Annotated in this window: 15 protein-coding genes and 1 tRNA gene; 11 read left to right on the forward strand and 5 right to left on the reverse strand. The window is 62.8% G+C overall.

Going from position 1 to position 17,382, the window contains the following annotated elements; translation table 11 throughout:
- Positions 1–149 precede the first annotated feature (149 nt).
- Genes aat through trxB form a run of 4 tightly spaced genes read right to left on the reverse strand, consistent with a single transcriptional unit; the run spans position 150 to position 3,676 of the window.
- Positions 150–869, reverse strand: a complete 720-nt coding sequence (aat, locus tag HDE77_RS00970; RefSeq protein ID WP_184415256.1) for a leucyl/phenylalanyl-tRNA--protein transferase — start codon at positions 867–869, stop codon at positions 150–152.
- The gene (locus tag HDE77_RS00975) at positions 866–2,026 is read right to left on the reverse strand and encodes a GNAT family N-acetyltransferase (protein ID WP_184415258.1); all 1,161 of its coding nucleotides are present in this window, start codon (positions 2,024–2,026) and stop codon (positions 866–868) included. Before HDE77_RS00975 ends, aat begins: the two co-directional genes overlap by 4 nt.
- On the reverse strand, positions 2,023–2,676 hold the full coding sequence (locus tag HDE77_RS00980; RefSeq protein WP_184415260.1) for a DsbA family protein: 654 nt from the start codon (positions 2,674–2,676) through the stop codon (positions 2,023–2,025). Before HDE77_RS00980 ends, HDE77_RS00975 begins: the two co-directional genes overlap by 4 nt.
- Before the next feature lie 46 nt (positions 2,677–2,722).
- On the reverse strand, positions 2,723–3,676 hold the full coding sequence (trxB, locus tag HDE77_RS00985; RefSeq protein WP_184415262.1) for a thioredoxin-disulfide reductase: 954 nt from the start codon (positions 3,674–3,676) through the stop codon (positions 2,723–2,725).
- A 194-nt stretch (positions 3,677–3,870) separates the two neighbouring features.
- Here trxB and HDE77_RS00990 point away from each other — a divergent pair, with 194 nt between their 5' ends.
- The 5 genes from HDE77_RS00990 (at position 3,871) to HDE77_RS01010 (ending at position 10,425) form a co-directional block, all read left to right on the forward strand.
- Entirely contained in the window at positions 3,871–4,935 is a 1,065-nt protein-coding gene (locus HDE77_RS00990) for an alanine dehydrogenase (protein WP_184415264.1), read from the forward strand.
- A 44-nt stretch (positions 4,936–4,979) separates the two neighbouring features.
- Complete coding sequence (locus HDE77_RS00995; RefSeq protein ID WP_184415266.1) at positions 4,980–7,307, forward strand: DNA translocase FtsK; 2,328 nt, start codon at positions 4,980–4,982, stop codon at positions 7,305–7,307.
- Between the two features lie 341 nt (positions 7,308–7,648).
- Complete coding sequence (gene lolA, locus HDE77_RS01000; RefSeq protein WP_184415268.1) at positions 7,649–8,314, forward strand: outer membrane lipoprotein chaperone LolA; 666 nt, start codon at positions 7,649–7,651, stop codon at positions 8,312–8,314.
- 7 nt (positions 8,315–8,321) lie between these two features.
- Positions 8,322–9,002 (forward strand): YoaK family protein, encoded by a 681-nt coding sequence (locus tag HDE77_RS01005; RefSeq protein ID WP_184415270.1) that lies wholly within the window; start codon positions 8,322–8,324, stop codon positions 9,000–9,002.
- Between the two features lie 85 nt (positions 9,003–9,087).
- On the forward strand, positions 9,088–10,425 hold the full coding sequence (locus HDE77_RS01010) for a replication-associated recombination protein A (protein WP_184415272.1): 1,338 nt from the start codon (positions 9,088–9,090) through the stop codon (positions 10,423–10,425).
- Between the two features lie 17 nt (positions 10,426–10,442).
- Here HDE77_RS01010 and HDE77_RS01015 read toward each other — a convergent pair whose 3' ends face one another.
- Complete coding sequence (locus HDE77_RS01015; RefSeq protein WP_184415274.1) at positions 10,443–11,960, reverse strand: PLP-dependent aminotransferase family protein; 1,518 nt, start codon at positions 11,958–11,960, stop codon at positions 10,443–10,445.
- Positions 11,961–12,073: 113 nt separating this feature from the next.
- Here HDE77_RS01015 and HDE77_RS01020 point away from each other — a divergent pair, with 113 nt between their 5' ends.
- The 6 genes from HDE77_RS01020 to HDE77_RS01045 all read left to right on the forward strand — a co-directional run bounded on the left by HDE77_RS01020 (position 12,074) and on the right by HDE77_RS01045 (position 17,326).
- Positions 12,074–13,354, forward strand: coding sequence for a DUF3466 family protein (locus tag HDE77_RS01020; RefSeq protein WP_184415276.1), 1,281 nt, complete (start codon positions 12,074–12,076; stop codon positions 13,352–13,354).
- A gap of 132 nt (positions 13,355–13,486) precedes the next feature.
- A complete protein-coding gene (locus HDE77_RS01025; RefSeq protein WP_184415278.1) occupies positions 13,487–13,870 on the forward strand; it encodes a nuclear transport factor 2 family protein in 384 nt (127 codons plus the stop codon).
- 417 nt (positions 13,871–14,287) lie between these two features.
- On the forward strand, positions 14,288–14,851 hold the full coding sequence (locus HDE77_RS01030) for a hypothetical protein (RefSeq protein WP_184415280.1): 564 nt from the start codon (positions 14,288–14,290) through the stop codon (positions 14,849–14,851).
- A gap of 111 nt (positions 14,852–14,962) precedes the next feature.
- Positions 14,963–15,541, forward strand: a complete 579-nt coding sequence (locus HDE77_RS01035; RefSeq protein ID WP_184415281.1) for a hypothetical protein — start codon at positions 14,963–14,965, stop codon at positions 15,539–15,541.
- A 178-nt stretch (positions 15,542–15,719) separates the two neighbouring features.
- Complete coding sequence (gene serS / locus HDE77_RS01040) at positions 15,720–17,000, forward strand: serine--tRNA ligase (protein ID WP_184415284.1); 1,281 nt, start codon at positions 15,720–15,722, stop codon at positions 16,998–17,000.
- A 236-nt stretch (positions 17,001–17,236) separates the two neighbouring features.
- Positions 17,237–17,326 (forward strand) — tRNA-Ser (locus HDE77_RS01045).
- Positions 17,327–17,382 lie beyond the last annotated feature (56 nt).

Genomic DNA, 17,382 nt, shown 5'->3' on the forward strand with positions numbered 1-17,382 from the left:
CCGACTGGTTAAATGGTACAAATTGTAACAAGTAGCCTATTTAGCTACTTTGGCCATCAAGGATGCTGCCCGTCGAAATGGGAAGCTTCCGAATGATAAGAAGATAGGTCTCACCTCGAACCCAAACTACCGCTTCACAGCGGGCTTTCTCAGCTCAGCTGAAGCAACCGCGGCGTGTAGTCGGCCCAGCTGCCTACGCATCCGGGCAGCTGGGTGAGTAGTTCGACGTCTTGCAGATAGTCCTGTCGTGGCACTTCGAGCGCCCCCAGCAGGAGTGTGTGCGCATTGCTGACCTGAGTGTCGATCAGCGGAAAATCCATGCTGCGCAGCAGGTCGGCGAGTGCGATCAGGGCGATCTTCGAACTGCCGCTTTCGGCGCTGAACATCGATTCGCCGCAGAACAGCCGACCGACCGCGACGCCGTAGATGCCACCGACAAGTCGCGCACCTTCCCACACCTCCACGCTGTGGGCGTGACCCAGCGCATGCAGTCGCGAGTAGCCGTCGATCATCGCCGGCATGATCCAGGTGCCCGATTCATTGGAGCGCGGTGCAGCGCAGGCGCGGATGACGTCGTCGAAGGCATGATCGACGGTGAGTCGCCACTGCTTGCCAGCCAGCTGACGACGTAGGTTGCGATGCATATTCAACGCCTCGGTGCGGAATACGCAGCGCGGGTCCGGTGACCACCACAGGATCGGCTCGCCCTCGCTGAACCAGGGAAAGATGCCCTGGGCATAGGCATTCAACAAGCGCTGCGGAGACAGGTCACCACCCATCGCAAGGAGGCCGTTGGGATCGGTCAGTGCGCCGCACGGATCAGGGAAAAAATCCGGCAGATCGGGGTCGAGTTGCGGCAGATAGATCATCGTTCGGCGTGGCCGTGATCAGCGTAAGGGCTGTGGCTTTGCAGCTCCGCAGCGTAAGCGTCGACCGCTTCCGCCTCATGTGCAAGCGCCGCGGCCACGGCCGTACGAAAATCCGGGTTCACCAGGTAGTGCCGCGAGTGCGTGCGAACCGGCAGAAAGCCTCGCGCGAGCTTGTGCTCGCCCTGCGCGCCGGGCTCGAAACGCGCAAGTTTGTTGGCGATCGCATGCTCGATGCCGCGGTAGTAGCACAGCTCGAAATGCAGCCCCGGCACGTCCACCGACGCGCCCCAGTAACGGCCGTACAGGGTGCTGTCGCTCTGCACGAACAACGCCATCGCGATGATGGTTTCGGCGTGTCGCGCCAGCGCCACCTGTACGGTTTGGCCCAACTCGCCAAGACGGCTGAAGAACGCCCTCGTGAGCGCTGCATGATTGCCCTTGGCGTCGAACGTGGCCGCGTACAGGGCATGCACCCGTCGCCACTCGCCCACGCTCAGCGTGTCGCCGCTGCGCATCTCGATCGCCACGCCGCTGGCGGCTACATGCGCGCGTTCATGGCGAATGTTCTTGCGTTTCTTGTGGCTCAGCGCGGCGAGAAAATCCGGGAAGTGTCGATAGCCGTGGTTGTGCCAGTGGAACTGCACGTCCGAACGGGCCAGCCAGCGTTGATCGCGTGGCCCGTGATCGAACGCATCGAGTTCCGCAGCTTCAAGAAAATTTGCGTGCACCGAAGACAGGCCCATCCGCTCAGCTTCCAGCCGCATGGCCTCGACCAGTGCCTGCTGCAGCATTGGCGTCCGGTCGTCGCTGCCAGCAAGCAGGCGCGGGCCGGGTATCGGAGAGTAGGGCACGGCATTGAGCAGCTTCGGGTAGTACTCGCCGCCGGCGCGTTCCCACGCGCTCGCCCAGCTGAAGTCGAATACGAACTCGCCGTGCGAATTTCCCTTCAAGTACAGCGGTGCGGCAGCGATCAACTCGCCATGTTCGTACAGACCCAGATGATGGGCCTGCCAGCCCCAGTTGGGACGGATGCAACCGCCGTTCTCCAACGCAGAAAGAAAGGCATGCGACACAAACGGGTTGGCGTTGGCTCGCAACCCATCCCATGCCGCAGCAGGCAGCTGGTCTATCGCAGAATGGAAGCGTGCTTCGATCAATGCAACGCCGGCAATGCGGCGGCCAGCGCCTCGACGAACGCCTGCGGCTGACCGTAATGACGTGAGTGGTCGAACACGCGCTGCTCACCACGCTGCTCCAGCAGCAGGGTGGGGAAACCGTTGCCACCGGCACTTTCCAGCATGCGCCGGCTGGCCTGCACATGTTCCATCAGCGGATGGCCGTTGGCTTCAGCGAACGCCATGGCGAAGCGCGCTCCATCCAGTCCGGTTTCCTCGGCCAGCTCGCCGAGCACGGGCGGTTCGACCACACGAAGACCGCGCTGGTAGTGCGCGTTCTGGATCGCCACCAGCAGTGGATAGGCTTTGGTCGGTTCGATGGCCGTGGCCGCCATGACGGCGGCGATCGGCGGCATGGAATACAGCACGGTGCCTTGTTCGGCCAGCAAGCCTTCCAGGTAGGGTTTGCCGAATGGCTGCCCGCTGTATTGCGCAATCCGCTGGTCGGATTGCGTGATGTGCCGGGCGAGTGATTCATCCAGCACCGTGGGCTCGGGGAACAAGCCGCCACCATGAAGTTGCAGAGCGATCCGGCCGCCTAGCCGCTCCATCGCCGCGCTGATCAACGGCTGGACGGCATAGCACCAGCCGCAGAGCGGGTCGTGGATGTAGTGCAGGGTGGCCTGGGTCATGCTGCCTTCAATGATGGGTTGCGAGACGTGGATCGGCCCTACTGGATCAGCTTTGTTGATCCAGCCAACGCTCGGCGTCCAACGCGGCCATGCAGCCGAAGCCGGCCGAGGTCACAGCCTGACGGTAGACATGATCAGCCACGTCACCGGCGGCAAACACGCCCGGCACCGAGGTCATCGTCGCCAGGCCGTGCAGGCCGGTGCGGATCTTGATGTAGCCGTCGTGCATGTCGAGTTGATCTTCAAAGATACCGGTGTTCGGCGTATGGCCGATCGCCACGAAGAAGCCCGTCGCCTGGATGTCGCGGGTAACGCCGGAGTTGACGTCCTTCACGCGCACGCCGGTGACGCCGGAGTCGTCGCCCAGCACCTCGTCGATGCTGTGGTTCCAGACCAGCTCGATTTTGCCGTGAGCGGCCTTCTCGAACAGCTTGTCCTGCATGATTTTCTCGGCGCGCAACTTGTCGCGACGATGCACCAGGTACACCTTGCGCCCGATGTTGGACAGGTACAGCGCTTCCTCGACCGCGGTGTTGCCGCCGCCGATCACCACCACGTCCTGGTCGCGGAAGAAGAAGCCGTCGCAGGTGGCGCAGGCGGATACGCCGCGACCCTTGAACTTCTCCTCCGAGGCGATGCCCAGATACTTCGCGGTCGCACCGGTGGCGATGATCAAGGCATCAGCGGTGTATTCGCCGGAGTCGCCCTTGAGGCGGAACGGGCGCTGCTGGAGGTCGACCTTGTGGATGTGGTCGAAGATCATCTCGGTGTGGAAGCGCTCGGCATGTTCGGCCATGCGCTGCATCAGCGCCGGACCCTGCAGCCCCTCCACATCGCCCGGCCAGTTGTCCACATCGGTGGTGGTCATCAGCTGGCCGCCCTGCTGAATGCCGGTGATCATGGTCGGCTTCAGGTTGGCGCGCGCGGCATAAACCGCGGCGGTGTAGCCGGCAGGGCCGGAGCCGAGGATCAGCAGGCGGCTGTGCTTGGGGGTGGTCATGGTTATAATCCTTCGGTTAGCTGGCAGCTTTGAACGTTATTCGCTTCACGCCCTGCCGCGGTTTCATGCAACCGTTTCGCGGTGTCGCGGCGGGGGTTTGAACCCGCAAGGATGGGGAAGGGAGCAGCCCGATTCAAGGTTTCCAGCCATAGATGGTTCCCCAACCCTGCTACGAACTCCACAGGACTTCCCCCATGCGTATCGGTATCCCCTCCGAAACCAAGACCTTAGAAGGTCGTGTTGCCCTCGTTCCCGCTGCTGCTGCCGATCTGGTGCGCCGTGGCCACGAAGTGTTCCTACAGTCGGGCGCTGGCCTGAAGAGCGGCTTCGCTGACGAGGTTTACGTCAAGCAGGGCATCAAGATCGTGCCGGATGCCGCGGCGCTGTACGAAGTCGGCGAGCTGATAGTCAAGGTGAAAGAGCCGGTTGCCGGTGATCTGGCGCTGCTGAAGAAGCACCACCTGCTGTTCTGCTACCTGCACCTGGCCGCCGAGCCTGCGCTGACCAAGAGCCTGCTCGATATCGGCCTGACCGGGATCGCGTTCGAGTCGGTCGAAGAAGACGGCGTGCTGCCGCTGCTGTTGCCGATGTCGGTGATCGCCGGCCGAATCGCGACCCAGATCGGCACCACGCTGCTGCATCGTCCGCAGGGCGGCAAGGGCAAGCTGCTGGGCGGCATGGCCTCCACCCCGCGTGGCAAAGTGGTTGTGCTGGGTGCCGGCGCTGCCGGTGGCAACGCCGCCGCGCTGGCCGCTGCTGCAGGCGCCAATGTGGTGGTGTTCGACAAGCGCCAGGATCGTCTCGCCGAGATGATGGCGATGGGCCCGAACGTCACCGCCCTGTACGCCTATGAATCCTCGGTGGCCGAGGAAGTGCGCGACGCCGACATCGTGGTCGGTGCCGTGCTGATCCCCAGCGCCAAGGCGCCGCGCGTGGTCACCGAGGCCATGGTCAAGACGATGGAGAAGGGCAGTGTGCTGGTCGATATCTCGATCGATCAGGGCGGCTGCTTCGAGACCTCGAAGCCGACCACCTGGAAGGAGCCGACCTATGACGTGCACGGCGTGACGCATTTCTGCGTGACCAACATGCCGGGCGCCGTGCCGCAGACCTCGTCGGTGGCGATCTCCGCGGCGATCCTGCCGTACGTGCAGCGTCTGGCGACCGGCAACGAGTGGCGCGACTTCGCTCCGCTGCGCGACGGCATCAATGTTGACGGCGGGAAGCTGGTGCATCCGGCATTGCAAGGTATGCTCTGACCCTGTCTGGACTGAGCCAGTCGAAATAAGGGAAGCCCTCCAAGGTGGCGCGAAGCGCGAACGTCAAACAAAAACCGAAGGAAGGCCTCAGCGATGAGCTGAAGCGCCGGCTGCGTGAAGCCGGCGCTTTGCTGTTGCTGCCACTGGCGCTGTATTTGCTGGTGTGCCTGTTCAGTTACAACGCGCTGGATCCCAGTTGGTCCCACGTCGGCCAGGCCGAGCATGCTCGCAACTTCGGCGGCATGCTCGGTGCTTATGTGGCTGATTTGCTGCGCTATCTGTTCGGCATGGTTGCCTACGCGTTCCCGCTGCTGTTGCTGGGACTGGGCATTCACGTGCTGCGTCATCGCGATGAAAAAACGACCAGCCACTGGGAGCCTTCCCTGCGGCTGATCGGCTCGGTGTTTTTCTTCATTACGGCACCGGGCCTGTGCTGGCTGAACTTCCCCGATAGCGACATGGCACCGCAAGGTGCCGGTGGCGTGATCGGTGAGGCGGTGGGCAAGGGCCTGCAATACGTATTCGGCTTCAAGGGTGCGCCACTGCTGTTGCTGGCGCTGTTCCTGGTGGCGGTGACGCTGGCCACCGGGCTGTCCTGGTTCAGGGTGATGGACTGGACCGGGCAAGGTGTTTTGAAGCTGCTTGGCTGGTGCCGCGCCAAGCTGCGCGCGGCCCCGCAGGTGCTGGCCGCACGGCAGGCCCGGACCGAGCGTGAGGTGGTCAAGAAAGCCGATGCCGTGAAGCAGGCCAAACGCGAGCCCGTGCGCATCGAGGCCGCCCCGGCCCCGGTGGTGAAAAGCGAGCGTGCCCGGCTCGAAACCCAGATTCCACTGTTCACCGGTGCTGCCACGCCGGGCGAGCTGCCGCCGCTGTCGCTGCTGGACGAGGCGCCCCCGCAAGGGCCGGGCTATTCCGAGGAAACCCTCGAAGTGCTCTCGCGCCAGGTCGAGTTCAAGCTGAAGGACTTCAAGATCGACGCCAAGGTGGTCGGCGCCTATCCGGGTCCGGTGATCACCCGGTTCGAGATGGAACCTGCCGCCGGCGTGCGTGGTAGCCAGGTGTCGAGCCTGGACAAGGACATCGCCCGCGGCCTGTCCGTGGTCAGTGTGCGCGTGGTCGACGTGATTCCCGGCAAAAATGTGATCGGGCTGGAAATTCCCAACACCAAGAAGCAGATCGTCTACCTCTCGGAGATCCTGCGTTCGGACAAGTACGACCAGCTGAAATCGCCGCTGGCGCTGGCGCTGGGCAAGGACATCGGCGGCAAGCCGGTGGTGGTTGATCTGGCGAAGATGCCGCATCTGCTGGTTGCTGGCACCACCGGTTCAGGCAAGTCGGTGGCCGTCAATGCGATGGTGCTTAGCCTGCTGTACAAGGCCAGCGCGAAAGACGTGCGGATGATCATGATCGACCCGAAGATGCTGGAGCTCTCGGTATACGAGGGCATCCCGCATCTGCTGGCGCCGGTGGTCACCGACATGAAGGAGGCGGCCAACGCGCTGCGCTGGTGCGTCGCCGAGATGGAGCGCCGCTACAAGCTGATGGCTGCGGTCGGCGTGCGTAACCTCGGTGGTTTCAACAAGAAGGTCAAGGATGCCGAGAACGCGGGTCAGCCGTTGCTCGATCCGCTGTTCCGTCCGAATCCCGACATGCCGAATCTTGCCGCCGAGCCGTTGGAACCACTGCCGTACATCGTGGTGATCATCGACGAATTTGCCGACATGATGATGATCGTCGGCAAGAAGGTGGAGGAGCTCATCGCCCGCCTCGCGCAGAAGGCGCGTGCGGCCGGCGTGCATCTGATCCTGGCCACCCAGCGGCCATCGGTGGATGTGATCACCGGCCTGATCAAGGCGAACATCCCGACCCGCATCGCGTTTCAGGTGTCGTCCAAGATCGACTCGCGCACGATTCTCGATCAGTCCGGCGCGGAAACCCTGCTTGGCCACGGCGACATGCTGTATCTGCCGCCGGGCACCGCGACACCTGAGCGCGTGCATGGCGCGTTCGTGGACGATCACGAGGTGCATCACGTTGTCGCGTGGCTGAAATCGCAGGGTGCGCCGCAATACATCACCGGCGTGCTGGAAGAAGTGCAGGCCACCAGCGATGGCAAGTTCATCAACGACTCCGGCCTGCCGCAGGATGGCGAAGAAGGCGGCGGCGACGCCGATACCCAGTTGTACGACAAGGCTGTAGCCATCGTCACGCAGACCCGCCGCGCTTCGATCTCGGGTGTGCAGCGCCACTTGCGCATCGGTTACAACCGAGCCGCACGTCTGGTCGAACAGATGGAACAGGACGGTGTAGTCAGCGCCCCGCAGCACAACGGCAACCGCGAAGTGCTGGCGCCCCCGCCTCCGCGAGATTAACGCCGGCCGCTCCCTCGTTCTCGTGGGAGCGGCTCTTGTGAGAGATTTTATGGTTGCACGCAAGATCACCGCCAGGGTACGCGTTACTACAAAGACGACAAACTCAACCAGCGCCAATGACCCCACGCAGACCCGTAGGTTGGGGTGAGCGCAGCGATGCCCAACATTCACTCCAACCTCCGGAAAAGCGTTGGGCATCGCTACGCTCACCCCAACCTACGTTCTCCACGCGCAACAGCAGGCTCTTGGGGGAGCGGCTTCAGCCGCGATGCTCCACTTGCCTCCCATTAAGTCACCAGTGCTCAAACTTCACCGCTAACGCCATGTTTCAGGGAAGACCGATGAAACGCTTCACGCTTGCCGCAATCACCGCCGTGCTTGCACTGTCCTTTGGCGCTGTGGCACAGGCCGCCACCGGGCCGGCGCGCGCGCGACTGGATGCGTTTGCACAGAACCTGCATTCGCTCACCGGCCACTTCAGCCAGTCATTGACCGACACCAACGGTCAGACCGGCAAGACCAGCGCCGGAACGCTGGCACTCGAGGCGCCGCGTGAGTTCCGTTGGGACACGCTGACCCCGTACAAGCAGACCATCGTTGCCGACGGCAGCCGGGTCTGGCTGTACGACCCTGAACTGCAGCAGGTAACGGTTACCGTGCAGAGCAGCGAAGAAGCACACAGCCCGCTCACCGTGCTGACCGACCTCAAGCAGATGGACAAGAATTTCAAGACGACCGAGCAGGGCGAACGCGACGGGCTGGTCTGGCTGCGCCTTACCTCCACCGGCAAGGATCCGCAGTTCGACTACGCCGACCTCGGCTTCGATGCGAACGGCCTGGCGCGCATGACATTCCGCGACCAGCTGGGCTCCACCACCGACATCCGCTTTTCCGATTGGCAACGGAACGCGGCGATCTCGCCGTCCGAGTTCAACTTCGTGCCACCGAAAGGCGCGGACGTGATCGGCGATGTTCCGGTGATCTCCACCCAGCCGCTGAAGGACTGATACTGCCATGCCCGTGCTGCGGCAGTTGCCGCGTTGGGCATGGATTGGCGGCGGCATGCTGGCGTTCATTGCCGGTATCGTCAACGCCGCGGGGTACATGGGTTTTCGGCATCAGTCGATCACCAACCTGACCGGATCCACTAGCCTGCTCGGCGTGGCGCTGGGTACCGGTGATAGCGGCGAAGCATGGCATTGGGCGTTGTCGATTGCCGCGTTTGTGGTTGGCGCCGTATTGAGCGGCCTGATCGTGCAACAGCGCACACTGAAACTCGGTCGCCGTTACGGCGTCGCGCTGATGCTGGAATCGTTGCTGCTGTTCGCCGCGGTGCCACTGTTGAGTGCGAACAACCCGGTGGGTCTGTATCTGGCTTCGATGGCGGCTGGCCTGCAAAACGGCATGGCCAGCACCTATAGCGGCATGGTGTTCCGCACGACCCATGTCTCCGGTATGTTCACTGACCTTGGCATCTACATCGGCCAGCGGTTGCGCGGACTCGAAGTGGATACGCAGCGCATTCGCGTCTGTGTGCTGGTCACCAGCACCTTCCTGCTCGGCAGTGTCGTTGGCGCGCTCCTTTTTCGCGTGATGCAGGAGCGCACCTTGCTGATTCCCGCGGTGCTCACCGGCCTGTGCGGCCTGAGCTACGGCGTCTACCGGCAGTACACGATGGGGTCGGCCGCTCGCTAACGGACGGCTACGCCGATGTTTGCAGCGCCGGCAAGCCGAGCTGCTCGTTCGCTCTGATGCCAGGCGGATGCCTTATCATTCGGGCATGCCACGCCGTGAAACCTCCAGCAGCCCCGGTCTGTTTGCCGAGTCCGAAGACCTCAAGCCGTTGGCCGAGCGCATGCGGCCGCGTAGCCTCGACGAGATCGTTGGCCAGCAGCGACTGGTCGGGTCGGGCAAACCACTGCGCACGGCACTGGAAGCCGGGCGGGTGCATTCGATGGTGCTGTGGGGGCCGCCGGGTTGCGGCAAGACCACGCTGGCGCTGCTCGTGGCTCGCTATGCCGATGCGGATTTCCGTGCGATTTCCGCGGTGCTGTCGGGTCTGCCGGAAGTTCGCAAGGCGCTGTCCGAGGCCGAGGTGAATTTCGCGCAGGGGCGGCGCACGGTGCTGTTCGTCGATGAGGTGCACCGCTTCAACAAGACCCAGCAGGATGCCTTCCTGCCGCATATCGAAAAAGGCGTGATCGTGTTCGTCGGTGCAACGACCGAAAATCCGTCGTTCGAGCTGAACTCCGCATTGCTGTCGCGCTGTCGCGTGCATGTGCTGGATTCGATTTCGGTGACTGACATCGTGGCTGCTCTCAAGCGCGCACTGGTGGACACCGAGCGCGGTCTTGGCGCGTTGCAATTGCAGATCAGTGATGGGTCGCTGGAATCGATTGCCGAGGCTGCAGACGGCGATGTGCGTCGAGCACTGACCTTGCTGGAGATCGCCGCCGAGCTGGCACAGGACCAGCGGATCGATGAGGCCACGCTGACCCAGGTGCTGGCTGATCGCACGCGTCGCTTCGACAAGAAGGGCGAGCAGTTCTACGACCAGATCTCGGCGCTGCACAAATCGGTGCGTTCGTCCGACCCCGATGCCGCGGTGTACTGGTTGTGCCGCATGCTGGATGGCGGCGTTGATCCGCTCTACCTGGCACGGCGCATGACTCGCATGGCCGTAGAGGATATCGGCCTGGCCGAACCGCGTGCCTGGCGCATGGCGCTGGATGCGTGGGATACGTATGAACGCCTGGGCAGTCCCGAGGGTGAGCTGGGGCTGGCCCAGCTGGCGATCTGGCTGGCCATCGCGCCGAAAAGCAACGCGGCCTACATGGCGTACAACAAGGCGCGTGCCGCCATACGCGACGGTGGCACGCTGGAAGTGCCGATGCATCTGCGCAATGCGCCGACCAAGCTGATGAAAGGTCTCGGCTACGGCAAGGGTTATCAATACGATCACGACGCCGAAGGCGGCGTGGCACTCGATCAACAATGCCTGCCCGATGAGCTGGCAGGTACGGTTTTTTATGAGCCGGTCGAGCGCGGGCTTGAGCTTCAGTTGCGCGAAAAACTGCTGGCGTTGCGTGCCGCTCGTGAGCAAGCGCGCGACAAGTAGGCGCGGCCCATTGGGTGTTATCCGGACGATGCGGTCTGTGCGGATCGCACGGTGGCGTCGCGCGTCGAGCTGATAGCACGCCCGTGCAGCTGTGCGAGCGCGCGTGCCATCCGGCGCACGGCCTCGTCCAGTTCGCCTTCGTCGTAATAGCTGAAGCCGAGCCGCATGAAAGGCTGCTCGCGCTGGAAGAACTCGTAGCGACCGGCATCGAAGAACTGCACACCTTCGTGTTCGCCTGCCCGCGACCAGGCAGCAATATCGATTGCGTCGTCGACTTGCGCCCACAAGCCCATGCCACCGTCAGGAATGCGAAATGTCACGGCGCTGCCAAGGTGACGCGTGAGCGACGTGGCCAGCGCGTCGCGTCGGGCGATGTAGATGCGCCGCATCCGGCGCATGTGGCGCAATACTTCACCATCCTCGAATAGTTCGGCGATGGCGCATTCCATCGCCACGTCGCCGCGCGCATCGCTTGCCGCACGCAAGCTGGCCAGTCGTTCGAACACCGGTGCGGGAGCGACCACAAAACCGGTGCTTATCCCCGGTGCCAGCAGGTTGGACAACGAACCGACATAGATGACATTGGCGCCCCCGGCACCTGCGGCGATCGGCAAAATCGGTTTGCCGACGTAGTGGAATTCGTGGTCGTAATCATCTTCGATAATCGCAAAGCCATGCTGCAACGCCAGCTTGGCCAGTCGAGTGCGCCGCGCAGGCGACATCACAACCGTCGTCGGAAATTGATGGTGCGGCGTCAGGAACACGGCGCGTACACGCTGATGTGTCAGCAATGCCTCCAGTGCATCGACGTCGAGCCCATCGCCGTCCAGTGGCAGTGGAATCAAGCGCGCGCCAGCGAGTTTCAGCACGCTCCACGCGGGTGGATAGCCGAACGCCTCAACCACAACGACATCACCCGGCTGCAACAGCATGCGCGCCACCAGATCGATGCCTTGCTCGATGCTATGGGTAACCATGAGGTTATCCGGCACTACCGGCAGGCCGCGTGTGCGGGCAAGCATCGCCGCCAATTCCGTGCGCAAGCGCGGGTGGCCGCTCGGGTCGGCATAGGTCAGCATGGAGCGGCCACGCTGTCCGATCGCGCGGCGAAACGCGCGTGCCAATGCCGAGGCGGGAAACAGACGCGCGTCGGGCATCCCGTTGCAGATGAGCAGCGTGCCCGGCGGCGCCACGCTGATGGGCGAAGGCGTATATACCGGCGGTGCCAGCGCGTACGTCGGCTCCTGGATCAACGGCTTGCGCGAGGCGAACGGATCGATGGTCGACATGGCGACAAAGGTACCGCCGCCGATGCGTGTGCTGATCAATCCCTCCGATGCCAGCTCGCCATAGCTGGCGACCACGGTGTTGCGATTGATGCCCAAACGCTCGGCCAGTTCACGCGAGCCGGGCAGCGCTTCACCGGGTTTGAGAACGGCGCGCCGGATGTCTTCGGCGATGGCGCCGGCAAGCTGCAGGAACAGCGGCTGTTCCCGCGAAGGATCCAACGCGATCGTCAGTTCCCATCGGCGCATGCCGCGATTCTAGTCCCGGTGTGCCAACCGGACCAGCAGCTATCGCAAAAGTGGAGCTTCCGGTGCGCGCGGCACCGGGCCAGGCTGAACACCCACATCAATGGGAGAACGCCATGCGCAAGATTCCGTATGCGATCTTTATCGCAACCCTGGCCGGCGTGGGCGCCGTGACACAAGCGTCTTCGGCAGCATCGAGTGGTCCAGGCTATACCGTATTCAATCTCCCTTCGGCGGGCGGCACGGTCAGCTCCGGCAACAGCATCAACAACTTCGGCATCGTCAGTGGCGATTCCAATCAGCCCGGTGACCAGACGACGCACGCGACCGTCTGGCTGTTGGGGTCTAGATTCGACCTGGGGACGCTGGGCGGTCCCAACAGCGGCGTGCAGTGGCCGGTGAAAAACAATGTGGGCGTGATCTCGGGTATTGCCGAAACCACCCAGATCAACAAACTGGGCGAGGCCTGGAGCTGTTCGGCGTTCTTCCCCGGCAACGCCACCCTGCATAACTGTGTCGGCTTTGTCTCCCAGTGGGGACAGCTGCGGGCGCTGCCGACTTTAGGCGGCTATAACGGCTTCGCCACCGGAACGAATGACTTTGGCCAGACCGTCGGTTGGACCGAAAACACCGTGCATGATTCGACCTGCAATCCGCCGCAAGTGCTGCAGTTCCGTGCTGTCATCTGGGGGCCAGGAAAAAATCAGATCGAACAACTGCCGCCACTCCCTGGTAGCGACACGGTGAGCGCCGCGACGGCGATCAACGATCATGGCCAGGTCGTCGGCATTTCCGGCATTTGCTCGAATGCGGTGGGTGGATTCAGCGCCATTCACGCCGTGATCTGGCAAAACGCCAAGCCGACCGATATCGGCAATATTGGCGGCGCGGCATGGAACACCCCCATGGCCATTAATCAGAACGGCGTGGTGGTCGGGTTTGCCAACGTGCAGCCCGGTGGTGCGCTGCTGGCACATGCCTTCATCTGGACCAAGGGCGGCGGCATGAAGGACCTTGGCACGTTGCCGGGGCAGGGCGTCGATGCACAAAGTCAGGCACTGGGCATCAACGATCAGGGGCAGGTCGTCGGTATCTCCTGCACGGCGGGGTTCGCCAGTTGCGCAGCCTTCCTGTGGCAGAACGGCGTCATGACCAACCTCAACTCGCTGGTGGCAGCGGGCTACGACGATCAGCTGCTCGCGGCCAACGACATCAACGACGAGGGAGTGATCACCGGCCAGGCAGTCAACTCGGCAGGCGACGCGCTGAGTTTCGTGGCAACCCCCGGCTTCGGCCTGGCTCGCCGCGCTGCGGTGGGTTCAACCCAGAGCGTCACGTTGCCCGCGAAGCTGCGCGCGAAACTCCTGCAGCGCCTGGGGCCGAACGCATCCGAGTAGTGCGGCTGGACGACGATGTGCATTCCGCTGAGGGATGCGCATCGTCGTGTCGCAAGGGCTGAAGCATTCGCTCACGCGAAGTGCGTGCTGTCGACAGACGTCACCCATGTCATCGAATCCGGGAGTGCGCCCATGTTTCACGAGCAGCAGTTGCAACGCATGAACAAGCGCTACGTGGCGGCTTCGCTAGCCGGCGACGTCGACTGGTATCGCATGCATCTGGCCGACGAGTTCGTCTGCATCGAATCGGACGGCTCGCTGCTCAACAGGGAGGCTTTCCTGCGCCTGACCGCCAAAGGCTGCTCGGACCTAGCCGATTACAAACTTGATGACGTCGACGTGCAGTTCTACGGCGACGTCGCACTCGTGCGGGCACTGGGTTCATGGACAATGAAGACCGGCGCGCGCGGCATCAGTCGATATATAGACGTCTATGTGCGCAACGACGACGAGTGGAAAGTAGTCAGCGCACAAATCACCCGCGCGAACCGGGAACCCGATCATGCAGCCCGCTGATAAGCACAACGCGGCGAGTTCAAAGGGCACCCCACCTCCACCGTTCCCTCCACCGTTCGCCCTGAGCGTAGCGCAGCGAAGTCGAAGGGCACCGCCACCTCCACCGTTCGTCCTGAACGTAGCGCAGCGTACTCGAGGGGCACCCCCACCTCCACCGTTCACCCTGAGCGTAGCGCAGCGAAGTCGAAGGGCACCACCACTTCCTCCGTTCGTCCTGAGCGTAGCGCAGCGAAGTCGAAGGGCACCCCCACCTCCACCGTTCACCCTGAGCGTAGCGCAGCGAAGTCGAAGGGCACCACCACCTCCGTTCGTCCTGAGCGTAGCGGAGCGAAGTCGAAGGGCACCACCTCCACCGTTCGCCCTGAGCGTAGCGCAGCGAAGTCGAAGGGTCGCCGCGCCCAGCTGTTTGAGGGCCGAATGAATACTGTGACATTTCTTGCCCTGATCTTCGCCATCCTCACCGCAACAGCGCCTCGCATCGAAGCCATCGAAGCCAACAAGACCACACCCAACCCCGCCACAAACCCAACCCCATCCTGCACATCCCCAGCCCACCGCCAATTCGACTTCTTCGCAGGCAACTGGGACACCTACGACCTCAACGCCCCATCCAAGCTCATAGCCCGCAACCACGTAACCATCACCCTCAACGGCTGCGTCATCCACGAGAACTATCAACAAAACGACGGCCTGCACGGAGAAAGTTTCAGCATCTACGACGCAACGCGAGACACCTGGCATCAGACCTGGGTAACCAACAACGGCAAGCTCCTCCAACTGGACGGCCGACTGGTAGGCAACCGCATGATATTGACAGCGTCAGACCGGGCCGCGGACGGCACCTCATCACTCCTGCGCGGCATATGGCAACCCGACGGGTCCACCGTACGCGAGACCGCACAGCGCTCAACCGACGGCGGCAAGACCTGGACCCCCGTATTCGACATCGTGTTTCGCCCGCACCCGCAAGACAGCAAATGACCCCGAACGACTAACCCGATCCCAAACAAAACACCCGGCCTGCTGCGAGTGCCCTTGCCTGCACCAAGGTATCGGGCATAGATTCGGCCCACCACACGGGGAGGGTGAATCATGCGCGTACTCGTAGCGGGATTGATCGGCGGTATCCTGATGTTCCTCTGGGGTGCCGTGGCACATCTGGCGTTGGGCCTTGGCAATGTCGGCATCAGGGCGCCAGCGAATGAAAACGCGGTGCTCAGCAGCCTGCACGAGGGTCTGGGCGAGAAGGCGGGCGTCTACATCCTGCCGTGGCTCGATCCGAGTCAGATGAATGATCCTGCGCAAAAGCTGGCCTACTCGACCAAGAGCATCAGGTCGCCGTATGCCTGGGTGGTCTACATGCCGCAGGGCGAGGATCTCACCCAGATGGGCCGGCAACTGCCGCGGCAATGGGCGTCAGACACCCTGGCAGCGTTGATGCTGGCGTTCGTGATGGCCTTCGCCGGGTTGAGTTTCGGCCGACGTATCGGGATCGCCGCCGCGGTGGCCATCTATGCGTGGCTCAACACCATGGTGCCGTACTGGAACTGGTATCGCTTTCCGCTCGACTTTGTCCAGGCGGCGCTGATTGAACAGCTCATCGGCTGGCTGATCGCCGGAGCCGCGATGGCTTGGTGGCTGGGCCGCTGCGAGCGCCGGCTCGCACGCTGAGGCAAGGGTCAGATCGGGCGGTGGTGCCGGGGGAGGGCGCCATCGCCCGGTTTTCGTTGCGGTGCCTGCCACGGCGTGGCGTCATCATTCCGGTGTTTGCCACCAGTGGCGTCTTCATTGCGGTGTTTGCCACTAGGCGGCGATAATTGAGGGTTCAAGCCTTTCTCTGGACTCGATCATGCTGGATCCCGCACTGCTGCGTTCGCGCCTGGCCGAAACCGCCGCGCGTCTCAAGGAGACCCGCGGCTACCTCCTGGACGTCTCCGTTTTCGAGGCGCTGGAAAGCACGCGCAAGCAACTGGCGATGGAGACGCAGGAACTGCAGAACCTGCGCAACACCCGCTCCAAGGCGATCGGTCAGGCCAAGGGCAAGGGCGAGGACGTCGCCTCGCTGATGGCAGAAGTGGCCGGTATCGCCGACAAGTTGAAGGCGAACGAACAGGCACTGGCCGGCGTGCAGGCAAAGCTCGCCGACATTGCGCTGGTCATTCCGAACATCCCGCATGAGTCCGTACCGGTCGGCAAGGACGAGAGCGACAACGTCGAGATCAGTCGCTGGGGCACGCCGCACACGTTCGATTTCGAAGTGAAGGATCACGTCGTACTGGGCGAGCGTCACGGCTGGCTCGACGGCGACGCCGGCGCTAAACTCTCCGGTGCACGCTTCACCGTATTGCGCGGCCAGCTGGCAAGGCTGCATCGCGCCATCGGCCAGTTCATGCTCGACCTGCACACCGGCGAGCACGGCTACCTCGAATGCAACGTGCCCGTGCTGGTCAATGCCGAAAGCATGCTGGGCACCACCCAGTTGCCGAAGTTCGAAGAAGATCTGTTCGCCACCAGTGTCGGCGAATCGAAGCGCTACCTGATACCCACCGCCGAAGTGTCACTGACCAACCTGGTACGCGACACCATCCAGGATGCCGACGCGCTGCCGCTGCGATTCACCGCACACTCGCTGTGCTTCCGCGCCGAGGCCGGCAGCTACGGCCGCGACGTGCGCGGCATGATCCGCCAGCACCAGTTCGAGAAAGTCGAGATGGTGCAGGTTGCCCGCGCCGCCGACTCCTATGACCAGCTTGAAGAAATGGTCGGCCACGCCGAGAAAGTCCTACAGAAACTCAACCTGCCATACCGCAAGCTGCTGCTATGCACCGGCGACATGGGCTTCCAGTCCACCAAGACCTACGACCTGGAAGTATGGCTCCCCAGCCAGAACACCTACCGCGAAATCTCCAGCTGCTCCAACTGCGAAGACTTCCAGGCGCGGCGTTTGCAGGCCCGCGTGCGCAACGCGGAGACTGGTAAGCCTGAACTCGTGCATACCTTGAACGGCTCGGGCCTTGCTATCGGCCGCACGTTGATCGCGGTGATGGAGAACAACCAGAACGCTGATGGGTCGATCAACGTGCCTGAAGTTTTGCGGCCCTATATGGCTGGGTTGGATCGCATCGCGTGATCGCAGCGATACAGGTGTAGTCGTGTGCAGGATCGTTCCTGATAAACTACGCCGACAAGTTTTGGAGAGATGGCCGAGTGGTTTAAGGCGGCAAGAACTTGACGCGAAGGCAGGAAGCCGAAGCGAACATCGACGAAGTCGATGGCCCGAAGGGCGAAGGGCGAAGGGCAGGATGCCCGCAGTAAAACTGCCGTAGTGACGCGCAACGCGCGTCTTCGACAGGACAACGAGTTTATGGAGAGATGGCCGAGTGGTTTAAGGCAGCAGTCTTGAAAACTGCCGTAGGTGTGAGCCTACCGTGGGTTCGAATCCCACTCTCTCCGCCAATAATGTACCATAAGTCATTGATTTAACGCAACTTATCTGTGATGCAAAACGGCTG

It is taken from the genome of Rhodanobacter sp. MP7CTX1, assembly GCF_014205795.1.
In the GTDB taxonomy this organism is placed as follows: Bacteria; Pseudomonadota; Gammaproteobacteria; order Xanthomonadales; family Rhodanobacteraceae; genus Rhodanobacter.